This is a genomic window from Kutzneria sp. NPDC051319, from assembly GCF_040682195.1.
Taxonomy (GTDB): Bacteria; Actinomycetota; Actinomycetes; order Mycobacteriales; family Pseudonocardiaceae; genus Kutzneria.
This window is the reverse complement of record NZ_JBFBAM010000071.1, coordinates 15,776-34,777: the sequence shown is the minus strand read 5'-3', so window position 1 is coordinate 34,777 and position 19,002 is coordinate 15,776. Positions and strand designations below refer to the sequence as shown.

The 19,002-nt window shown below is 70.9% G+C and carries 20 protein-coding genes; 16 read left to right on the top strand and 4 right to left on the bottom strand.

The features are described 5' to 3' along the window. Window positions 1-144: 144 nt before the first annotated feature. The 9 genes from AB0M73_RS40515 to AB0M73_RS40475 all read left to right on the top strand — a co-directional run bounded on the left by AB0M73_RS40515 (window position 145) and on the right by AB0M73_RS40475 (window position 10,132). A complete protein-coding gene (locus AB0M73_RS40515) occupies window positions 145-1,335 on the top strand; it encodes a cupin domain-containing protein (RefSeq protein ID WP_363903131.1) in 1,191 nt (396 codons plus the stop codon). Window positions 1,336-1,396: 61 nt separating this feature from the next. Beyond that, a complete protein-coding gene (locus tag AB0M73_RS40510; RefSeq protein ID WP_363903128.1) occupies window positions 1,397-2,278 on the top strand; it encodes a sucrase ferredoxin in 882 nt (293 codons plus the stop codon). Window positions 2,279-2,494: 216 nt separating this feature from the next. Further along, window positions 2,495-2,896, top strand: coding sequence for a DUF948 domain-containing protein (locus AB0M73_RS40505; protein ID WP_363903125.1), 402 nt, complete (start codon window positions 2,495-2,497; stop codon window positions 2,894-2,896). Beyond that, complete coding sequence (locus tag AB0M73_RS40500) at window positions 2,896-3,174, top strand: hypothetical protein (protein ID WP_363903122.1); 279 nt, start codon at window positions 2,896-2,898, stop codon at window positions 3,172-3,174. Before AB0M73_RS40505 ends, AB0M73_RS40500 begins: the two co-directional genes overlap by 1 nt. A 55-nt stretch (window positions 3,175-3,229) precedes the next feature. Beyond that, on the top strand, window positions 3,230-5,884 hold the full coding sequence (gene alaS, locus AB0M73_RS40495) for an alanine--tRNA ligase (RefSeq protein WP_363903119.1): 2,655 nt from the start codon (window positions 3,230-3,232) through the stop codon (window positions 5,882-5,884). A gap of 72 nt (window positions 5,885-5,956) precedes the next feature. Next, a complete protein-coding gene (gene ruvX / locus AB0M73_RS40490) occupies window positions 5,957-6,439 on the top strand; it encodes a Holliday junction resolvase RuvX (RefSeq protein ID WP_043728850.1) in 483 nt (160 codons plus the stop codon). Beyond that, window positions 6,436-7,650, top strand: coding sequence for an endolytic transglycosylase MltG (mltG, locus tag AB0M73_RS40485; RefSeq protein ID WP_363903116.1), 1,215 nt, complete (start codon window positions 6,436-6,438; stop codon window positions 7,648-7,650). Before ruvX ends, mltG begins: the two co-directional genes overlap by 4 nt. After that, window positions 7,651-8,496: a shikimate dehydrogenase gene (locus tag AB0M73_RS40480; protein WP_363903113.1), complete on the top strand. Its 846-nt coding sequence runs from the start codon at window positions 7,651-7,653 to the stop codon at window positions 8,494-8,496. A gap of 256 nt (window positions 8,497-8,752) precedes the next feature. Continuing rightward, window positions 8,753-10,132 carry a glycoside hydrolase family 18 protein gene (locus AB0M73_RS40475; RefSeq protein ID WP_363903110.1) on the top strand — a complete coding sequence of 460 codons (1,380 nt, stop codon included), beginning with the start codon at window positions 8,753-8,755 and terminating at the stop codon, window positions 10,130-10,132. Between the two features lie 194 nt (window positions 10,133-10,326). Here the strand turns inward: AB0M73_RS40475 and AB0M73_RS40470 are convergent, their stop codons facing one another. The 3 genes from AB0M73_RS40470 to AB0M73_RS40460 are packed head-to-tail and all read right to left on the bottom strand — an operon-like array spanning window position 10,327 to window position 12,701. Continuing rightward, the gene (locus AB0M73_RS40470; RefSeq protein ID WP_043716572.1) at window positions 10,327-10,596 is read right to left on the bottom strand and encodes an HPr family phosphocarrier protein; all 270 of its coding nucleotides are present in this window, start codon (window positions 10,594-10,596) and stop codon (window positions 10,327-10,329) included. A 39-nt stretch (window positions 10,597-10,635) separates the two neighbouring features. Continuing rightward, the gene (locus AB0M73_RS40465) at window positions 10,636-11,913 is read right to left on the bottom strand and encodes a PTS transporter subunit EIIC (RefSeq protein ID WP_363903107.1); all 1,278 of its coding nucleotides are present in this window, start codon (window positions 11,911-11,913) and stop codon (window positions 10,636-10,638) included. Continuing rightward, window positions 11,910-12,701, bottom strand: coding sequence for a GntR family transcriptional regulator (locus AB0M73_RS40460; protein ID WP_363903104.1), 792 nt, complete (start codon window positions 12,699-12,701; stop codon window positions 11,910-11,912). Before AB0M73_RS40460 ends, AB0M73_RS40465 begins: the two co-directional genes overlap by 4 nt. A 241-nt stretch (window positions 12,702-12,942) precedes the next feature. Here AB0M73_RS40460 and AB0M73_RS40455 point away from each other — a divergent pair, with 241 nt between their 5' ends. From AB0M73_RS40455 to AB0M73_RS40425, 7 genes are all read left to right on the top strand, one after another. Further along, window positions 12,943-13,179, top strand: a complete 237-nt coding sequence (locus tag AB0M73_RS40455; protein WP_043716568.1) for a PTS glucose/sucrose transporter subunit IIB — start codon at window positions 12,943-12,945, stop codon at window positions 13,177-13,179. Further along, complete coding sequence (locus AB0M73_RS40450) at window positions 13,176-13,631, top strand: PTS glucose transporter subunit IIA (RefSeq protein WP_363903100.1); 456 nt, start codon at window positions 13,176-13,178, stop codon at window positions 13,629-13,631. Before AB0M73_RS40455 ends, AB0M73_RS40450 begins: the two co-directional genes overlap by 4 nt. A 143-nt stretch (window positions 13,632-13,774) precedes the next feature. After that, window positions 13,775-14,965: a chorismate synthase gene (gene aroC / locus AB0M73_RS40445; RefSeq protein ID WP_363903097.1), complete on the top strand. Its 1,191-nt coding sequence runs from the start codon at window positions 13,775-13,777 to the stop codon at window positions 14,963-14,965. Beyond that, entirely contained in the window at window positions 14,962-15,474 is a 513-nt protein-coding gene (locus AB0M73_RS40440; protein ID WP_363903094.1) for a shikimate kinase, read from the top strand. The genes aroC and AB0M73_RS40440 overlap by 4 nt, the downstream gene beginning before the upstream one ends. After that, window positions 15,474-16,580, top strand: a complete 1,107-nt coding sequence (gene aroB, locus AB0M73_RS40435) for a 3-dehydroquinate synthase (RefSeq protein ID WP_363903091.1) — start codon at window positions 15,474-15,476, stop codon at window positions 16,578-16,580. The genes AB0M73_RS40440 and aroB overlap by 1 nt, the downstream gene beginning before the upstream one ends. After that, window positions 16,577-17,008, top strand: coding sequence for a type II 3-dehydroquinate dehydratase (gene aroQ / locus AB0M73_RS40430; RefSeq protein WP_043716562.1), 432 nt, complete (start codon window positions 16,577-16,579; stop codon window positions 17,006-17,008). The genes aroB and aroQ overlap by 4 nt, the downstream gene beginning before the upstream one ends. Before the next feature lie 71 nt (window positions 17,009-17,079). After that, complete coding sequence (locus AB0M73_RS40425; RefSeq protein ID WP_363903088.1) at window positions 17,080-18,567, top strand: beta-xylosidase; 1,488 nt, start codon at window positions 17,080-17,082, stop codon at window positions 18,565-18,567. Here AB0M73_RS40425 and AB0M73_RS40420 read toward each other — a convergent pair. Further along, complete coding sequence (locus tag AB0M73_RS40420) at window positions 18,547-18,963, bottom strand: B-4DMT family transporter (protein WP_363903085.1); 417 nt, start codon at window positions 18,961-18,963, stop codon at window positions 18,547-18,549. The genes AB0M73_RS40425 and AB0M73_RS40420 overlap by 21 nt on opposite strands. Window positions 18,964-19,002: the final 39 nt, after the last annotated feature.

The following is a 19,002-nucleotide window of genomic DNA, read 5'->3' as shown; positions in this document are numbered from 1 at the left end:
CCCGTACGGTGGGCGCGTCAGGGTCCCCTAACTGGGAGGTTGGCTATGGAGAGCGGTCTGCTGATCGAGGTTGAGAAGCTGGACGCCGCCGTCGACCGCGGCAAGGCCAACGGCGCCGTTGCCGACAACGACGGCAACGACTGAGTGACCGGCATTCCCACACTGGCTGACCTCGTCGCACCGATCGAGGTCAGCCAGTTCTTTGCCACGGTGCAGGGCCGGACGCACCGGCGGTTCGCCGGTCAGGCCGGCCGGTTCGCCCGGCTGCTGCCGTGGGCGGACCTCAACCGCGCGCTGCGCCAGCACCGCCTGGACTTCCCGCGCCTGCGGCTGGCCCAGGACGGCTCCGTGGTGCCCGTGCACGAGTACACCGAGATGGTGGACACGCGCCGCAACGGGCAGGTGCCGCGGCTGCTCAACGCCCCGCTGTCCGAGCGGCTGCGGGCCGGCGCGACCCTGGTGCTCGACTCCGTGCAGGAGATGTTCGAGCCGGTCGGCGACCTGGCCGCCGGGCTGGAGCACGACCTGCGGGAGAAGATCCAGGTCAACCTGTACGCCGGTTGGGGAACCACGCACGGCTTCGACGTGCACTGGGACGACCACGACGCGTTCATCATCCAGATCGCCGGCCGCAAGCGCTGGCGCATCCACGGCGTGAGCCGCCCGTTCCCGCTGATGCGGGACACCGAGCTGCCGCAGCGGCCCGAGGGCGAGCCGATCGACGACTTCATGATGGAAGACGGCGACGTGCTGTACCTGCCGCGCGGGCACTGGCACGACGTGTCGGCCGTGGGGGAGCAGTCGCTGCACCTCACCATCGGCTTCAACCGGGCGACCGGCGTCGATCTGGTGGCCTGGCTGGCCGACCAGATGCGCGTGGACGAGGTGTTCCGCGAGGACCTGCCCCGGTTCGCCCCGGCCGAGGAACGCGCCCAGCGGGCCAGGGCGATCCGCGAGCAGCTGGTAGCGGCGCTGACCGACGACGTGGTGGACCGATTCCTGGCCGATCGCGACGCCCAGGCGCCCGCGCACAGCCGGCTCGGCCTACCGTTCACGGCGACGCCCGGCCTGCTGCCCGAGGGCGACGAGGCGGAGGTGCTGCTGGTCGTGCCCCGGGCGGTCCTTGAGCACGGGAACGGCACGATCGCGCTGGCCGCGGCCGGGAAACGCCTAGTCTTCGCGGCCGCCGCGGGGCCGGTCCTGGAGGCCCTGCTGCCCGCACAGCCGTTGTCCGTCAAGACGTTGGTCGAACTCGCGGCCCCGGCCCTCGATCGTGGGACCGTCCGGGCCTTGTTGGGCGAGTTGGTGACACACGGGGTGCTCTCGCCGCGATAGCTGTGTAAGATTAGGTATGCCTAAGGTAACTTCCGAGGATGCCGCACGAGGCTGTGCCTTCGTGACCAGGCTGCTCGGTGGCAACCCGGCCGGTACCGCGGCCCTGATGACCTCGTGGCTGCTCATCGAGCAGCCCGGGCCGTGGCCGGCCGACGCGCTGGAGAACGTGCTGAGCGAGGCGTTCCAGGACGGGCGGATGGAGCAGTTGCGGGCCCGTGGCCTGCGGCCGCTGCTCATCCGCGCGCCGGGACGCCATCAGCGCGACCAGCAGGCATCGCGAACAGTCTTCGTCGCCAGTGGCGTGCCCGGGGCCCGTTGGCTGGAGCGCCTGGTGATCGAGGACCTCTCCGAGCTCGCCGCCATCGACCTGGAGGCCGTCGTCGACGGTCGGGCCGGCCACGGCGAGCCGGTGGCCGGGCCGCTCTTCCTGGCGTGCACCCACGGCGCCAAGGACATGTGCTGTGCCGTGCTCGGCCGCCCCGTCGCCGCCGCGCTGGCGGAGAACCACCCGGGCCTGTCGTGGGAGGTCAGCCACGTCGGCGGCGACCGCTGGGCCGGCAACCTCCTGGTCGTGCCGGACGGTTTCCTGCACGGGCAGCTCACGCCGGCCGAGGCCGTGCTGGTCGCCAAGGACGCCCTGAAGGGCCAGGTGCAGCTGGAGCAGCTGCGCGGCCGGACCGCGTCGCCGACCCAGTGGACCCAGTACGCGGAGATCGTCGTCCGCCGGCACGCCGGGCTCCGCGGCCTCGACGACGCCGTGGCCACCGGTGAGCGGCTCAACGCCGACGACACCCGAACGGTGACCGTTCGCTGCCCGTTCGGGGTGTACGAGGTGACGGTCGGTCGCGAGCCGTCGGAGCGCGCCGGCACCAGCCGCTGCGCCGGCCGCGTCGCCCCCACCGGCTTCCAGGCCTCCGCCCCCAGGCTCCTGGCGACGGTCTGACCCCCAACCCCCTTCTTTTTCTCCCTACCTGAGTGGCTCACTTCGCGTTGAGCGCCACCTGAGCCACTCAGGTGCCCCGAAAATGCGAAGTGAGCCACTCACGTGCCGCACGGGACGGGCAAGATCAACTGTCCGGCCCGGAAAGCCTGGTCGGCGTGGGTGCGAAATCGGCGGGCGGTAACCTTGCCGCACCCCACGTTCTGCCTAGGAGGATCCGTGTCACCGGAGTGGATCACCGCGCTGGTGGTGGCCGCCGTCGTCATCGTGCTGGCGGTGGTGGTCGTGTTGGTGATCGTGCTGGTCAAGCTCGGCCGCACGCTGGACGAGGCGACCAGGGCGATCCGCAAGGCGCACGAGAACAGCGAGCCGCTGTTCGTCGAGGCCAACACCACGCTGACCCACGTCAACACCCAGCTGGAGCGGGTGGACGGCATCACCGCGAACGCCAGGGCGGTCAGCGGCAACGTCTCCGCCCTCACGTCGCTGTTCACCGCGACCCTGGGCGGCCCGCTGGTGAAAGCGGCTGCGCTTTCCTACGGGATCAGCAAAGCTGTACGGGCCCGGCGCGCGAAGGCGGCCGGCATCCAGACGCGGCGACCCAGGCGCGGGAGGCGATGATGCGACGGCTGTTCTGGCTGGGTCTCGGCGTCGCCGCCGGTGTGGTCGCGACGCGTAAAATCGCTGGTATGACCTTCAGGGCCACCCCCGCCGGCGTCGCCGAGAACCTCGGTGACGCCATGCGCGAGATGGCCGGCGCCATCGGCACCTTCGGGGCCGACGTGCGGGCCGGCATGAGCGAGCGCGAGGACGAGCTGGCCCGCGACGTCCAGGAGAAGACCGGCTACAGCTACTCGCGTAGTGCGCAGGCGCGAGCGCGCAGGGCGGGCGGCAACTAGTTCCCGCCCGCCGTACCCGCGCCCACCTTCACCTGAACCCGCAAGGAACACTGCCGTGCAGACCCACGAGATCATCAAGCGCTTCCGCGAGCACTTCGAACGCAACGGCCACACCGTCGTGCCCAGCGCCTCGCTCATCCTCGACGACCCGACGCTGCTGTTCGTCAACGCCGGCATGGTGCCGTTCAAGCCGTACTTCCTCGGCGAGGCCCCGGCCCCGTACAAGCGGGCCACCAGCGTGCAGAAGGTCGTGCGCACGCCGGACATCGACGAGGTCGGCAAGACGACCCGGCACAACACGTTCTTCCAGATGGCCGGCAACTTCTCCTTCGGCGACTACTTCAAGGAAGGCGCCATCACGCTGGCCTGGGAGCTGATCACCAAGTCCCAGGACGAGGGCGGCTATGGCCTGGACCCCAGCCGCATCTGGGTCACCGTCTACCAGGACGACGACGAGGCCATCGAGCTCTGGCAGAAGATCGCCGGACTGCCCCCGGAGCGCATCCAGCGCCGCGACGGCCTGGACAACTACTGGGACATGGGTGTGCCCGGCCCCGGCGGCCCCTGCTCGGAGATCTACTTCGACCGCGGCCCCGAGCACGGCAAGGACGGCGGCCCGGTGGCCGACGAGGACCGGTACCTGGAGATCTGGAACCTGGTCTTCATGCAGGACGTCCGCGGCGAGCAGAGCCCCAAGTACGGCCACAAGCCGATCGGGGAGCTGCCGGCCAAGAACATCGACACCGGCATGGGCGTCGAGCGGGTCGCCATGATCCTGCAGAACGTCGAGAACGTCTACGAGACCGACCTGATCCGGGCCGTGATCACCAAGGCCGAGCAGCTGTCCGGCAAGCGCTACGGCGACAACGAGGTCGACGACGTCCGCTTCCGCGTCATCGCCGACCACGCCCGCAGCGGCATCATGATCGTCAACGACGGCGTCACGCCCGGCAACGAGGGGCGCGGCTACGTGCTGCGCCGCCTGCTGCGCCGCATCGTGCGCTCCTCCCGCCTGCTCGGCATCACCGAGCCGGTGCTGGGCACCTTCGCCGCCGTCGTGCGGGACGAGATGGGCCCGTCCTACCCCGACCTGGTCACCGGCTTCGAGCGCACGCAGTCGGTGGTGCAGGGCGAGGAGAACGCCTTCCTCACCACGCTGACCGCCGGCTCGCGCATCTTCGAGACCGCCGCCGAGGAGATCCGCTCGGCCGGCGGCACGCTGGTGCCCGGCGACAAGGCCTTCCAGCTGCACGACACCTACGGCTTCCCGATCGACCTGACCCTGGAGATGGCCGCCGAGCAGGGCCTCAAGGTCGACGAGGACGGCTTCCGCAAGCTGATGGCCGAGCAGCGGGCCCGGGCCAAGGCCGACGCCGCCAGCCGCAAGACCGGCCACGGCGACAAGACCGTGTACCGCGAGCTGCTCGAACTGGGCGCCACCGAGTTCACCGGCTACCAGGAGCTCGACACCGAGGCCACCGTCCGCGGCCTGATCCGCGAGGGCCAGCGGGTGCGCAGCGCCGGCGAGGGCGAGATCGTCGAGGTCGTGCTGGACCGCACGTCCCTGTACGCCGAGTCCGGCGGCCAGGACAGCGACGCCGGCGTGATCGTGGCCGACGGCGTCGAGCTGGAGGTCGTCGACGTCCAGAAGGTCGCCCGCAAGCTGTGGGTGCACCAGGTGCGGGTCAGGTCCGGCGAGGTCGTCGAGGGCCAGCACGTGCTGGCCAAGGTCGACCCCGACTGGCGCGTCGGCGCCCGCCAGGGCCACTCCGGCACGCACATCGTGCACGCCGCCCTACGCGAGGTGCTCGGCCCGAAGGCCCTGCAGAGCGGCTCGTACAACAAGCCCGGCTACCTGCGGCTGGACTTCGCCTGGCAGGGTGGCCTGTCGCCGGAGACCCGGTCGGAGATCGAGGAGGTCTCCAACCTCGCCGTGCGTCGGGACCTGCCGGTGCGCGTGCTGTACGGCAGCATCGAGGAGGCCCGCGAGCGTGGGGCCATCGCCCTGTTCGGCGAGACCTACGACGAGACCGTGCGCATGGTGGAGATCGGCGGCCCGTGGTCGCTGGAGCTCTGCGGTGGCACGCACGTGGAGCACTCGTCGCAGATCGGCCCGATCACGATGATCGGCGAGTCCTCGGTCGGCTCCGGTGTGCGCCGCGTCGAGGCCTACGTCGGCATGGAGGCCTTCCGCTACCTGGCCCAGGAGCGGGCCCTGGTGCAGAACCTGGCCGGCATGCTCAAGGTGCCCGACGCCGAGGTGCCGGGCCGGGTCGAGGCCCTGGTCGAGCGGCTGCGGGTGGCCGAGAAGGAGCTGGAGAAGCTGCGCGGCGCCCAGCTGCTGTCCTCGGCCGGCACGCTGGCCGGCAACGCCGAGGACCTGGGCGGCACGTTCCTCGTGGCCGCCGCCCCGGAGGGCGTGGCCGGCAACGACCTGCGCACGCTGGCCATGGACGTCCGCAACAAGCTGGGCGACAAGCCCGGCGTGGTCGCCCTGTTCTCGGCCGTCGACGACAAGGTCAGCTTCGTCGTGGCCACCACGGCCGCCGGCCGGGACAAGGGCCTGGCCGCCGGCAAGCTGGTGCCGGTGTTCGGCCCGGCCATCGGCGGTCGCGGCGGCGGCAAGCCCGATCTGGCCCAGGGCGGCGGCACCCAGCCGGGTGGCATCGCCGAGGCCATCGCCGCCCTGCGGACCGAGATCCGCAAGTGAGCGAGCTTGCGAGCTCACCATTCAGCACTGCGGCTGGAGCCGCGGGCCGACGAGCGCCAGCGAGGAGTGCCCGTGGCGCGTAGCAAGGACAAGCGGCGGTCCGGTCCCGAGTTCCTCTCGGGGCCGGGCCGCCGTCTTGGCGTCGACGTCGGCTCGGTCCGGGTCGGCGTCGCGTTGAGCGATCCGTCGCCGATGCTGGCGTCTCCGCTGGTCACGCTGCCGCGTGAGGGCAGCGTGGACGCCCTGGTGGCCCTGGCGGGGGAGCACGAGGTCGTCGAGATCGTCGTCGGCCTGCCGCGGACGCTGGCCGGCCGGCACGGCACGGCGGCCGAGATCACCACCGAGTTCGCCGGTCAGCTCGCTGAACGGCTCGACATGCCGGTGCGTCTAGCCGATGAGAGGCTGACCACGGTCACCGCGACCAGGGTGCTCGCCGACGCCGGCGTGCGTGGTCGGCGGCAGCGAGCCGTCGTCGATCAGGCCGCCGCCGTGGAGATCCTCCAGGCGTGGCTGGACGCGCGGGCCGCCGCACTGGCCAGGGAGGGCAGGTCGTGAACGACGTCGATCGCGACGGTGTTGACCAGCAGCACGAGGACAGCGACCTCGACCTGTTCGACAGCGGCGAGGACACCGCTGCGAAACGGGCCAAGCCGCGGCGCAAGCTGATCCTGTTGGCCATCGTCGCGGTGGTGCTGATCGGCGGCGGCTGGGGCGCCTACTACGGCGCCGGCACGTACCTCGGCATCGGCGGCTACGGCAACTACGGCGGCGACGGCGACTCGGACGTGCTGGTCCAGGTCGACAGCGGCGCCACCATCACCGACATCGCCGAGACGCTGCGGTCCAAGGACGTGGTGCGGACCGTGCGGGCGTTCCTCAACGCCTCCGCCGGCAACGCCGAGGTCGGCAACGTGCAGCCCGGCTTCTACGTCATGAAGACGCACATGTCCGGCGAGGCCGCCGCGACCCGCATCGTGTCGGCGGCCAGCCGCGTCGGCAACGTGCAGATCAAGGCCGGCGCGCAGCTCGACGACACCAAGAACCCCGACAACTCCGTGAAGCCGGGCATCCTGTCCCAGCTGGCCGCGGCCAGCTGCGTGACGCTGAATGGCGCCAAGACCTGTGTGTCGTCGGACGACGTGCACAAGGCCGCGCAGACCGCCGACGTGACCAAGCTGGGCATTCCGTCCTGGGCCGTGCCCGACGTGTCCAAGGCCATCCCGGCGAACCGGCTGGAGGGCCTGATCGTCTCCGGCGTGTACGACGTGCGGCCCGGCACCGACGCCGTGACGCTGCTGCGGTCCGTGCTGTCGCAGTCCGCCGCCAAGCTGGCGACGCTGCCGCAGACCTCGCAGGACACCGGCATGACGCCGTACCAGATCCTGGTCATCGCCTCGCTGATCGAGCGCGAGGCCATCACGTCGGACTTCGCCAAGGTGTCCCGGGTGATCTACAACCGGCTGGCGCAGGGCATTCCGATGGGCGACGACTCCACCATCAACTACGTGCTCGACCAGCCGCTGATCAGGACGTCCGACGCGGACCGGGACAAGCCGGGGCCGTACAACACCTATCTCAACCACGGCCTGACGCCGACGCCGATCTCGTCGCCGAGCCAGGACGCCCTCAACGCCGCGCAGAAGCCGGCCGACGGTCCGTGGATCTTCTTCGTCAAGTGCGACAAGGACGGCAACTCCTGCTTCGCCGTCACCCAGGCCGAGCAGGACGCCAACGCCGACAAGGCCAAAGCGGCGGGAGCGTTCTAGGTGGGTTCGCGTCAGGCCGCGGTCCTGGGCTCGCCGATCGAGCACTCGTTGTCGCCCGTGTTGCACGGGGCCGCCTATCGGGAGCTGGGGCTCGCGGACTGGACCTTCTCGCGGGTCCTGTGCACCGCTGAGGAGCTGCCGGGCTTCGTCGACGGTCTCGGGCCCGAGTGGGCCGGTCTGGCCGTGACGATGCCGGGCAAGCGGGCCGCGTTGTCCTACGCCGTGGAGCGCACCCGGGTCGCCGAGCTGGTCGGCGCCGCCAACACCCTGGTTCCCCGGGCCGACGGCGGGTGGTTGGCCGACTGCACCGACGTCGAGGGCGTTGTCGGCGCCGTACGGGCCGGCGGTGGTGTCGCCGCCGGCGGCCGGGCCGTTGTGCTCGGGGCCGGCGGGACCGCGACCGCTGCCCTGACCGCCTTGGAGGCCCTGGAGATTCCCTCGGCGACCCTCGTCGTCCGGGATCCCGCTCGGGCCGGAGAGGCGATGGCCTGTGCCGAGCGGGTCGGGCTGGATGTGGACGTGATCCGCTGGGATTCGGCCGACTTCGCCGCGGTGTGCGGGGGAGCGGACCTGGTCGTCAGCACCGTGCCGACCGGGGCCGTCGAGCCCGTCGCCGGCGACATCGTCCGCGCCGGCTGCGTCTTCGACGTCATCTACCACCCCTGGCCGACGCCGCTGGCCGCAGCGGCCTCCGATCGCGGCACCCGGCTCGTCACGGGGTTGGACATGCTGCTGCACCAGGCCTTTGCCCAGGTCCGCTGGTTCACCGGCCGGGACGCCCCCCGCGCCGCCATGCGCGCCGCCCTCCGCGCCGCAACCTCCACAGCACTGGACCTCCCCGTCTAACCGCGAGTCCCGCTCTCCAGCACCCATGAAACCGGTTCGGCACCCCCCGCGAGTCCCGCTCTCCGTCACACCGAATTACGGTTTCGGACAGACACGGGCAGTTATCCGTTCGGGCGCTTTCCGTGACGACTTTTGTAGTCAACCGGGCAATTCCCTTGGGACGGTTGCCTTCCCGCCTGTCCGGCCTCTTGACTTGCGTGATCGCCGGGCGGAGGGTGTGGCCACCAATTGGTGTAGACCAAACAGGGAGCTCGACATGCCCCGCACCAGAGGCAGGGTCGCCATCGCGGCGGCCGTGATCGCGATGGCCGGCCCGTTGCTGGCGGTCCCGGCCGTGGCCACGACTGCCAACCACCATCCCCGGCACGACGACGGCCGCGTCGTGTCGGCCTACTTCGCCGACTGGGACGTCTACGGACGCGCGTACAACGTCAAGGACATCCCGGCCGACAAGCTCAACGTCATCCAGTACGCGTTCGCCGCCCCGACCTTCGACAAGGCCAGCGGCGCGGTCGGGTGCTCCGTCCTCGACCCGTGGGCCGACTACCAGCGTCCGCTCGACGCCTCGCTCGCCGTCGACGGCGTGGGCGATGTGGCCGGGCAGCCGCTGTTCGGCAACTTCAACCAGATCCTCAAGCTGAAGAAGGCCCACCCCGGACTGCGGGTGGAGATCTCCCTCGGCGGCTGGACGAAGTCGACGTACTTCAGCGACGTCGCGGCCACCGAGCAGCGCCGGCAGGACTTCGTGAAGTCCTGTGTGGACACGTTCGTCAACGGCAACATCCCGGGCCTGGCCCCGGGTGCGGCCAAGGGTGTGTTCGACGGCGTCGACATCGACTGGGAGTACCCGACCCAGTTCGCCGGCGGCAACCCCGACGCCGGGCCGGCCGACAAGCACAACGCCACGCTGCTCATGCGGGAGTTCCGTCGCCAGCTCGGCCCGGACCACCTGCTGACGGCCGCGTTCCCGGCCACCTCCAAGGCCGGTGACTACTGGGAGCTCTCGGCCGCGATCGCGCCGATGGACTGGGTCAACGTCATGACCTACGACTACAACGTCCCCGGTGGTGGCGTGGCGGCCCCGGACACGCTGTTCACGCACAGCTTCCAGGACCCCAACGCCGGCGACCCGTCCTGGAACACCGTCGGCACGGTGCAGTACTACCTGGCCGCCGGGATCCCGCCGAACAAGGTCGTCGTCGGCGTTCCCTTCTACGGCAACCAGTACCTGCGCTCCGGTGGCCTGTGGCAGCCGTCCGACAACAGCGGCCTGGACCCCAACAGCCTGGTTCCGGACCAGAAGCCCCAGCCCTCGTACCACGACCTGGTCGACACGGCCAAGATCGTCGGTGCTGGCGGCTACACGGCCAACTGGGACGCCCAGGCCGGTGAGCCCTGGCTGTACAACCCGGCCGGTGTCCACAACCTGTGCTCCGCCTTCAACGCCGACGGCACCTGCGCCACCCCTTACGTGGCCTCGGTTCCGACCGTGATCGCCTACTCGGACCCCAAGTCCATCGGTGAGCGCACCACGCTCATCAAGGGCTGGGGCCTGCGGGGCGCCATGGCGTGGGAGATCAGCCAGGACTCCGACAACCACGCGCTCATCTCCGCGCTGTCGCCGTTGCTCCACTGAGGACGGTTCGGTCACACGCGAGCCCCGCCCGGGACTGGTTCCCGGGCGGGGCTCGATGTTTGTGTCTCTGGCCGGAGGGTTCTGCTCGGGCGCGTATTTCGGTGTGACGCTGGGCGGGACTCGCGGGGGTCGAGATAGGCGAAGGCCGCCGGTCCCTGGAAACAGGACCGGCGGCCTTGGAGTGGGCTAGGAGCTCACTCGCCGTCGAGATCGGTGGTGATGATGTCGGCGACGGCGGCAAGGGCCTCATCGGCCCCGGCGCCCTCGGCGGACAGGATCACCTCGTCACCGTGCATGGCGCCCAGCGTCATGAGGCCGAGAACGCTGGCGGCGTCGACCTGCTCGCCACCCTCCTTGCGGATGGCGACGGGCACGGCCTGACCGGAGGCTGCCTTGGCCAGCAGGGCGGCCGGCCGAGCGTGCAGTCCCACCTTGCTGGCCACGGTGACCCGAATTTCCGGCATGGTCTTCCCTTTCGTGCGGTGCGGCGGACCTGGCCGGTCCTACTTGGACTGACGACGCGAGGAGGTCTCGGGGACCGAGCCGCCCTCGGCGATCTGGTCCTCGACGTCGTCCTCGCGGCCCGGGGTGCGCAGGTTCCACCTGGTGATCACGAAGCTGAACACGAAGTAGTAGATCACGCCGTAGACCAGGCCTATCAGCAACAACAGCCACGGCTTCTGGGCGATGCCGATGTTCAGCACGAAGTCGATGGCTCCGGCCGAGAAGTTGAAGCCGTCGTGGATGCCCAGGGCGTTCACCAGGGCCAGCGAGGTGCCGGTCAGGATCGCGTGGATGATGTACAGCGGCCACGCGACGAACATGAACGAGAACTCGATGGGCTCGGTGACACCGGTCAGGAACGCGGTGAGGGCGGCCGAGATCATGATGCCGCCGACGACCTTGCGCTGAGAAGGCTTGGCACAGCGCCAGATTGCGAGCGCGGCGGCCGGCAGGGCGAACATGAAGATCGGGAAGAAGCCCGTCATGTACGAGCCGGCGGTCGGGTCGTGGTGGAAGAACCGGGTCAGGTCGCCCGTGTACTGCTTGCCGTCGGTGTCGGTGAAGCTGCCGGTGAGGAACCACACCACCGAGTTGACGACGTTGTGCAGGCCGAACGGGATGAGCAGGCGGTTGACCACGCCGTAGATGCCGCCGCCGATGACCGGGTTGCCGGCGATGGCGTTGCCGAACGCGGTCAGGCCCTGGTTGAAGATGGGGTACAGCAGGCCGAAGATCACACCGAGGACCAGCAGCACCAAGGAGTTCACGATCGGCACGAAGCGACGACCGCCGAAGAACGCGAGGTACGGGGGGAGCTTGGTGCGGTAGAAGCGCTGCCACATCAGGGCGGACACGATGCCCACCACGATGCCGGCGAGCACGCCGTAGGGCCAGCCTCCGGGCGGCGCGGGGGTGTCGCCGACCTTCTTGGCCACGACCGGCGCGAACACCTGGATCACCTGGGTGAACACGACGAAGCCGACGACGGCGGCCACGGCCGTCGAACCGTCGCCCTTGCGGGCGAAGCCGACGGCGATGCCGACGGCGAACAGCAGTGGCAGGTAGTTGAACAACCCACCACCGGCCGCCACCAACACCTTGGCGACGTCCTGCATGAATTCGTTCTTGAAGCTACCGAGCAGGTCGTCCTGACCGAGCCGCAGCAACAGGCCGGCGGCGGGCAGCGTCGCGATCGGCAGCATCAGGCTCCGGCCGAGGCGCTGCAGCCCGGCCAGACCCTTGTTGCTGCCGGCCACCGTGGGGGCGCTGGCACTCATCGGTTTCCTCCGTGGGCGGAAAGCGGACCGGAACCCGGGTCGCCCCGGTCCAATTGCATGGTTACCTGGTAGAGGTCGCCCCGGTACCAGGACGTCATGTCCTCGATGGCCTCGCCGTCGGCGGTCGAGATCCGTCGGAACACCAGCACCGGAGAACCGGTGCGCACCCCCAGCATTCGAGCGGTGTCGCGGTCGGCCGCCTCGGCCCACACGGTCTGCCGGCCATGGCTGAGCTGCACTCCGAAATGCTCGGCCATGAGCGTGTACAGCGACCGGGTCAGGTCGAGGTCGAGCAAGCCGGGGAGACGACTTGCGTTGTACCAACCGCGTTCCACCGCCAACGGCGTGCCGTCGGCCCGGCGCAGCCGGAACAATCGGTACGCCGAGTCGGTCGGCTCCAACCCCAGCGCGGCGGCTGCGGCCGGAGGCGGCGTCTCGTGGGCGCACGACAGCACCTCGGTGCCGGGTTCGTGCCCCCGTCGGCGCATGTCGTCGGTGAAGGACTCCAGATAGAGCTGGGCCTCCATCCGCCGCTGCGCGGTGAACGTGCCACGACCACGCGCCCTGGCCAGAAGTCCCTCGGAAACCAGCTGTCCCACCGCGGCCCGCACCGTGAGACGCGACACGCCGTACTGCTCGGCCAGGTCGCGTTCGGACGGGATCGGCGAGCCCGGGGGCAGGTCCTGCTGGGCCAGCCTCCGAAGGATTTCCCGCAGCTGGGCGTGCTTGGGCTTGGGGCCGTCGACGATCCGGTCCGGGATGCCCGAAGCGCCCTCGAACACGGCCATCGCACCTCCCGCAGATTCGTCTCGATTCGGCCCCACCTGTCGATCCTCGCCGCGAACATTGGTACGTTCCGGTCTAGACCAGTGGTGCGGGGAGGATGCGCCGCCGGGCGACCGGGTGTCAACCGCCGTTACGAGTTCGTGCCACGGGCGGAGACCATCCGGCCGACTCGCGTACGACTGGCGGACAGTCACATTCACGCGGTAGCGGGTCCACAACCGACTAGTGAGAGCAGGCGACGAGATGGCAGACGACAGGGCAGCGCGCATCCTGGCCGCGATCGGCGGCGCTGACAACATCATCGAGATCGAGCCGTGCATCACGCGGCTGCGCTGCGAGCTCGAGGACGGGTCCAAGGTGGACGAGGCCGAGCTCAAGGCGATCGGCGCGCACGGCGTGATGCGGGCCGGTTCGGTGGTGCAGATCATCGTCGGACCGGAGGCGGACACCATCGCCAGCGACATCGAGGACTTGCTGTGAGTGTGAAGGTCCTCAGCCCGGTCAAGGGTGTGCTGGCGCCGATCAGCGAGGTCCCGGATCCGGTGTTCGCGCAGGCGATGGTCGGCCCCGGCCTGGCCGTGCACCCGGAGTTGACCGCCGGCGACGCGGTGTCCCCGGTGGACGGCACGATCGTCACGTTGCACCCGCACGCGTTCGTGGTCGCGACCGCGGACGGCGCGGGGGTGCTGGTGCATCTGGGCATCGACACGGTCAAGCTCAAGGGTGAGGGCTTCACGCTGCACGTGGCCAAGGGCGACGCGGTCCGCGCCGGCCAGCCGGTCATCGGCTGGGACCCGAAGGCGATCGAGGACGGCGGCCGCTCGCCGATCTGCCCGGTCGTCGCGCTGGACGCGACCGTGGAGAACCTGGTCGACATCCGCGAGTTCGGTCCGGTCGAGGCCGGCGACGCGCTGTTCACCTGGCAGCGCTGACCCGTCAGGCCGCGGTGGCCCTCCCGGTTCCGGGAGGGCCGCCGAGCCGTCTCAAGTGGACGATGTGACCGCGGTCACGGCCTGGTCCCGGCCGCCGTGCGAGTTCACGACGGCGCGCGGGCGGGATGTGAAAGGATCCAGGGGTGCTGCGCTGGATCACCGCTGGAGAATCGCACGGACCCGCGCTGGTCGGTGTCCTTGAGGGCATGATCGCCGGAGTGTCCGTCACCACCGAGGAACTCTCGGTGCAACTGGCCCGTAGGCGGCTGGGCTTCGGCCGCAGCCCCCGCATGGACTTCGAGACGGACAAGGTCGAGTTCCTCGGCGGTGTGCGCCACGGGAGGACCCAGGGCGGGCCGATCGCCGTTCACATCGACAACGCCGAGTGGCCGAAGTGGCAGAAGGTCATGGCGGCCGACCCGGTCGATCCGGCCGAGCTGGAGGGGTCCGCGCGCAACGCGCCGCTGACCCGTCCCCGCCCGGGCCACGCCGACCTGCCCGGCATGCAGAAGTACGGCTTCGACGAGGCCCGGCCGGTCCTTGAGCGTGCGAGCGCCCGTGAGACGGCCGAGCGGGTGGCGCTGGGCACGGTGGCCCGCAACCTGCTGCGCCAGGTCCTCAACGCCGAGATCGTCAGCCACGTGGTGTCCATCGGCGCCGCCGAGTGCTCGCCGGACGCCCCGCTGCCCAAGCCGGAGGACCTGCCGGCGATCGACGAGAACCCGGTCCGCGCGTTCGACGCCGCCGGCACCGAGGCCATGGTCGCCGAGGTCGAGGCGGCCAAGCGGGACGGCGACACGCTGGGCGGCGTCATCGAGGCGATCGTCTACGGCCTGCCGCCGGGTCTGGGCTCGCACGTGCACTGGGACCGCCGCCTCGACGCGCGCCTGGCCGGCGCGCTGATGGGCATCCAGGCGATGAAGGGCGTGGAGATCGGCGACGGCTTCACCACGGCCCACCGCCGCGGCAGCCTGGCCCACGACGAGATCGACCGCGGCCCGGGCATCACCGGCGTGACGCGGCGGTCGAACCGGGCCGGCGGTCTGGAGGGCGGCATCACCAACGGCGAGCCGCTGCGGGTCCGCGTCGCGATGAAGCCCATCTCGACGGTGCCGCGCGCGCTGGCCACGGTCGACGTTGTCACGGGCGAGCCGGCGGTGGCGATCCACCAGCGTTCCGATATCTGCGCGGTGCCCCGGGCCGGTGTGGTCGTGGAGTCCGTGGTGGCGCTGGTGCTGGCCGACGCGCTGCTGGAGAAGTTCGGCGGCGACTCGCTGGGCGAGACCCGCCACAACGTCGAGGGCTATCTGAAGTCGCTGCAGGACCGCTGGTGAGCCCACGTGTGGTCGTGGTCGGGCCGCCGGGCGCGGGCAAGACCACGGTCGGCGAGCTGCTGGCCGAGCGGCTGGGCGTGCCCTTCCGTGACGTCGACGCGGACATCGTCGAGCTGGCCGGCAAGTCCATCTCCGACATCTTCACCGACGACGGCGAGCCGGAGTTCCGGCGCATCGAGTGCGAGGCCGTGGCCAACGCGCTGGTCGAGCACGAGGGCGTGCTGGCCCTGGGCGGCGGCGCGGTGATGGCCGAGGCCACGCGCAAGCTGCTGGCCGAGCACACCGTGGTGTTCCTCAACGTCGGCATGGCCGAGGGCGTGCGCCGCACCGGCCTGTCCACGGCCCGCCCGCTGCTGGCCGGCGTGAGCCCGCGGGCCACGTTCAAGGCGCTGCTGGACGAGCGGCTGCCGCTGTACCGCGAGGTCGCCACCGTCGAGGTCAACACCGACAAGCACGAGCCGGCCGGCATCGTCGACGAGATCCTGGCCGCACTCACCGAGGGAAAGTGATGTCCGAACCGACCCGGATCCACGTCGCCGCCGAGCACCCGTACGACGTGATCGTCGGCCGCGGGCTGCTGGGCGACCTGGTCGACACCCTCAAGGGCGTGCCGACGGTCGCGATCCTGCACCAGCCGACGCTGACCGCCACGGCCGAGGCCGTGCGGGAGGAGCTGGAGGGGGCCGGCATCGACGCGCACCGGGTGGAGATCCCGGACGCCGAGGACGGCAAGGCGCTGGCGGTGGCCGGCTTCGCGTGGGAGGTGCTGGGCCGGATCGGCCTGGACCGCACGGGCGCGGTGATCGGCCTCGGCGGCGGCGCGGTGACCGACCTGGCCGGTTTCGTCGCCGGCACGTGGCTGCGTGGCGTGAAGGTCGTGCACGTGCCGACCACGCTGCTGGGCATGGTGGACGCGGCGGTGGGCGGCAAGGCCGGCATCAACACCGACGCCGGCAAGAACCTGGTCGGCGTGTTCCACGAGCCCACCGCGGTGCTGGTCGACCTCGCGACGCTGGAGACGCTGCCGGCCAACGAGCTGGTGGCCGGCATGGCCGAGGTCGTGAAGGCCGGTTTCCTCGCCGACCCGCGCATCCTGGAGCTGATCGAGGCCGACCCCAAGGCGGCCGTGGACCCGACCGGCGACGTCATCGGCGAGCTGGTCGTGCGGGCCATCCAGTACAAGGCCGACGTGGTGTCGAGCGACCTGCGGGAGGCCGGGCAGCGGGAGTTCCTCAACTACGGCCACACCATGGGCCACGCGATCGAGCGCCGGGAGCGCTACCGCTGGCGTCACGGCGCGGCGGTCAGCGTGGGCCTGGTCTTCGCGGCGGAGCTGGCCCGGCTGGCCGGCCGCCTCGACGACGCGACGGCGGACCGGCACCGGTCGGTGCTGACCTCGCTGGGCCTGCCCGTGAACTACGAGCCGGGCGCGCTGCCGCAGCTGCTGGAGGGCATGCGCAACGACAAGAAGACCCGCGCCGGCGTGCTGCGCTTCGTGGTGCTGGACGGCCTGGCCCGGCCGGGACGGCTGGAGGGCCCGGACCCGAGCCTGATCGCCGCCGCCTACTCCGTGATCGCCGGCGACGACGAGCCGAGCGGAAAGGTGCTGCTGTGAGTCGGGTTTTTGTTCTCAACGGGCCTAATCTGGGCCGGCTCGGCGCGCGGGAGCCGCTGATCTACGGCAGCACCACCCACGCCGACCTGGTCGAGCTGTGCGTCGGCGCCGGCAAGGAGCTGGGGCTGGACGTCGAGGTGCGGCAGACCGACTCCGAGGGCGAGATGATCGGCTGGCTGCACGAGGCGGCCGACGCCGGCATCCCGGTGGTGCTCAACGGCGCCGCCTGGACGCACTACTCGATCGCCATCCGGGACGCCTGCTCGCAGCTGACCTCGAAGCTGGTCGAGGTGCACATCAGCAACATCCACAAGCGCGAGGAGTTCCGCCAGCACAGCGTGATCTCCGCGGTGGCCGACGGCGTGATCGCCGGGCTCGGCGTCGACGGGTACAAGCTGGCGCTGCGGTGGGTGGCCGACCACATGTAACCCACACGGGTGACCGGATTCCCTAGACTGGCCGGGATTCGCTGTCACCCGATCGTGGAGGTCGCCCCGGCATGCCGAGACCCATCAGGGCCATGGCGCGCACGATCGGCTGCCTGGCGGCCGTGGCCGTGCTCGCGGCGTGCGGCAGCGCCGAGGGCATCACCCCGCCCGCGCCGACGGAGCCGACGGCCGTGCGGAAGCGGCCCGACCAGCCGCCGGCCGACGCGGCGGAGGCGGCGTTACGCACCGACCGGGCCAGACAGGGGGCCGGCACGCTGGTGTCCGGCGGGCCGGCCGCGCCGTACAACTACGCCCCGACCGCGCTGCTCGACGGCGGTCGGTACCGGATCTGGTGGTGCAGTCAGCTTCCCGACGTCGGGGTGCCCGGCGACGACGTGCTGACCGCTTCGGCCGACTCGGTGCGGGGGCCCTTTCCCGACGGAACGGCCGTGCTCCACGGTTCGGGGGCCGGGTTCGACGCCGTGCACACCTGCGACCCGTCGGTCATTCGGGTGAACGGCGTCTACTACATGTACTACACGGGCGCGGCCGGCGACGGCGCCCTGGTCAACTCCATCGGCCTGGCCGTCAGCGCGGACGGCGTGAACTGGCAGCGCCGGCCCGATCCGGTCGTGCCGGCGTCCATGGACAAGCAGCGGGCCAACACCTACGGGGTCGGCCAGCCGTCCGTGCTGCACCTCGACGGCTGGTTCTACCTGATGTTCACCGACACCACCGGCCAGGCCGCCAATACCGCCGGCGCCGGGCAGTTCGTGCTGCGATCGCCGGATCCCGCGTTCGGCTCGGCCGTGCAGGCGTTGACGCCCAACGGTTTTCAGGACGTCCCCAGCACGAAGGCCAAGCGCTCGTTGTCGGTGGCCAACGCCTACAGCGCCGACTGGATGTGGGTGGACGCCATGAACGCGTTCGCCATCGCCCACGAGGTGGACGGCAAGGGCACGGTGATCTCCTTCTGGGACAAGGATTTCACCACGCACCCGTACCAGGACGTGGTGCTCGCCGGCCGCTGGAAGGAGGGCCCCGGGCTGGTGCGCCGGGCCGACGGGCACGCGCCGGCCTCGCCCGAGGATCCCTGCGGCCGGGTGCCCCTCGACGTCGTGCGGGCCACCTCCGACGACGGCCCCGGGCCCACCGACCTGCGCCTGTTCGGCGTGGACATCGCCAACGCCGACGGCTGCAAGGTGCTGGCCACCGCCGACGGCGTCGCCATGCCGTCCTCGGACCGCATGATCGTCATGGTGTTCGGGGACCGGCTCGTGAAGATCGAGCGACGCTCGGTGTCGGCCGAGATTGCCGTGAAGGTGCTGGACCAGCCCGTGCCGGGCTTGGACTCGCTGCCCGTGGTCACGGTCATCAGGGCCGGCACGCCGGCGGTGCACGCGCCGGATCGGTCCTACGCGTTCGTGCTCGACGGCAAGCTCTGGCCGGTCGGCGCGGGGGCGGTGACGGCGAATTCGTCGCCGGTGAGCGAGATCAGCGACGCGGACTGGGACGGCCGCCCCAAGAGCGGCGACCTGTCAGCTTTCCGGGGGAACTAGGGACTGCGCCGGCCGCGCGAAGCGGGCGATCAGCAGCCCGATGCCGGCGGGCACCAACACCAGCAGGGCGATGAACGCCGCGCCGCCGGTGATGGCGACGGGCAGCGCCTCGGCACCGGTGTCGTCGACGAACACGCCCTGGCCGATGACGCCCAGCACCCCGCCGACCGGCCCGGCCAGCAGCGCCGAGAAGAACCACACCATGCCGCTGCCCTCACGGCCCAGCCAGCCGTCGACGCCCGCCCACAGCACCGCCACGCCGACCAGCACGCCCAGCGCGGTCGGCCGCAGCCAGCTCACGGCGTTCGGATCGCCGGCGCGCACCCACGCCTCGGCGGTCTGCACCGCCGCATGCACCACGGCCAACACCAGCCCGCGCAGCAACCACGTCCTCATCCAGCCACCCTAACCCCCGCGAGTCCCGCCCAGCGTCAC

Bases quoted from the DNA above. Each gene is read 5' to 3' on its own strand.
- AB0M73_RS40500 (WP_363903122.1), top strand. From the start codon at position 2,896: ATGCGACGGCTGTTCTGGCTGGGTCTCGGCGTCGCCGCCGGTGTGGTC.
- AB0M73_RS40475 (WP_363903110.1), top strand. From the start codon at position 8,753: ATGCCCCGCACCAGAGGCAGGGTCGCCATCGCGGCGGCCGTGATCGCG.
- AB0M73_RS40470 (WP_043716572.1), bottom strand. From the start codon at position 10,596: ATGCCGGAAATTCGGGTCACCGTGGCCAGCAAGGTGGGACTGCACGCT.
- AB0M73_RS40465 (WP_363903107.1), bottom strand. From the start codon at position 11,913: ATGAGTGCCAGCGCCCCCACGGTGGCCGGCAGCAACAAGGGTCTGGCC.
- AB0M73_RS40460 (WP_363903104.1), bottom strand. From the start codon at position 12,701: ATGGCCGTGTTCGAGGGCGCTTCGGGCATCCCGGACCGGATCGTCGAC.
- AB0M73_RS40455 (WP_043716568.1), top strand. From the start codon at position 12,943: ATGGCAGACGACAGGGCAGCGCGCATCCTGGCCGCGATCGGCGGCGCT.
- aroB (WP_363903091.1), top strand. From the start codon at position 15,474: ATGTCCGAACCGACCCGGATCCACGTCGCCGCCGAGCACCCGTACGAC.
- AB0M73_RS40425 (WP_363903088.1), top strand. From the start codon at position 17,080: ATGCCGAGACCCATCAGGGCCATGGCGCGCACGATCGGCTGCCTGGCG.
- AB0M73_RS40420 (WP_363903085.1), bottom strand. From the start codon at position 18,963: ATGAGGACGTGGTTGCTGCGCGGGCTGGTGTTGGCCGTGGTGCATGCG.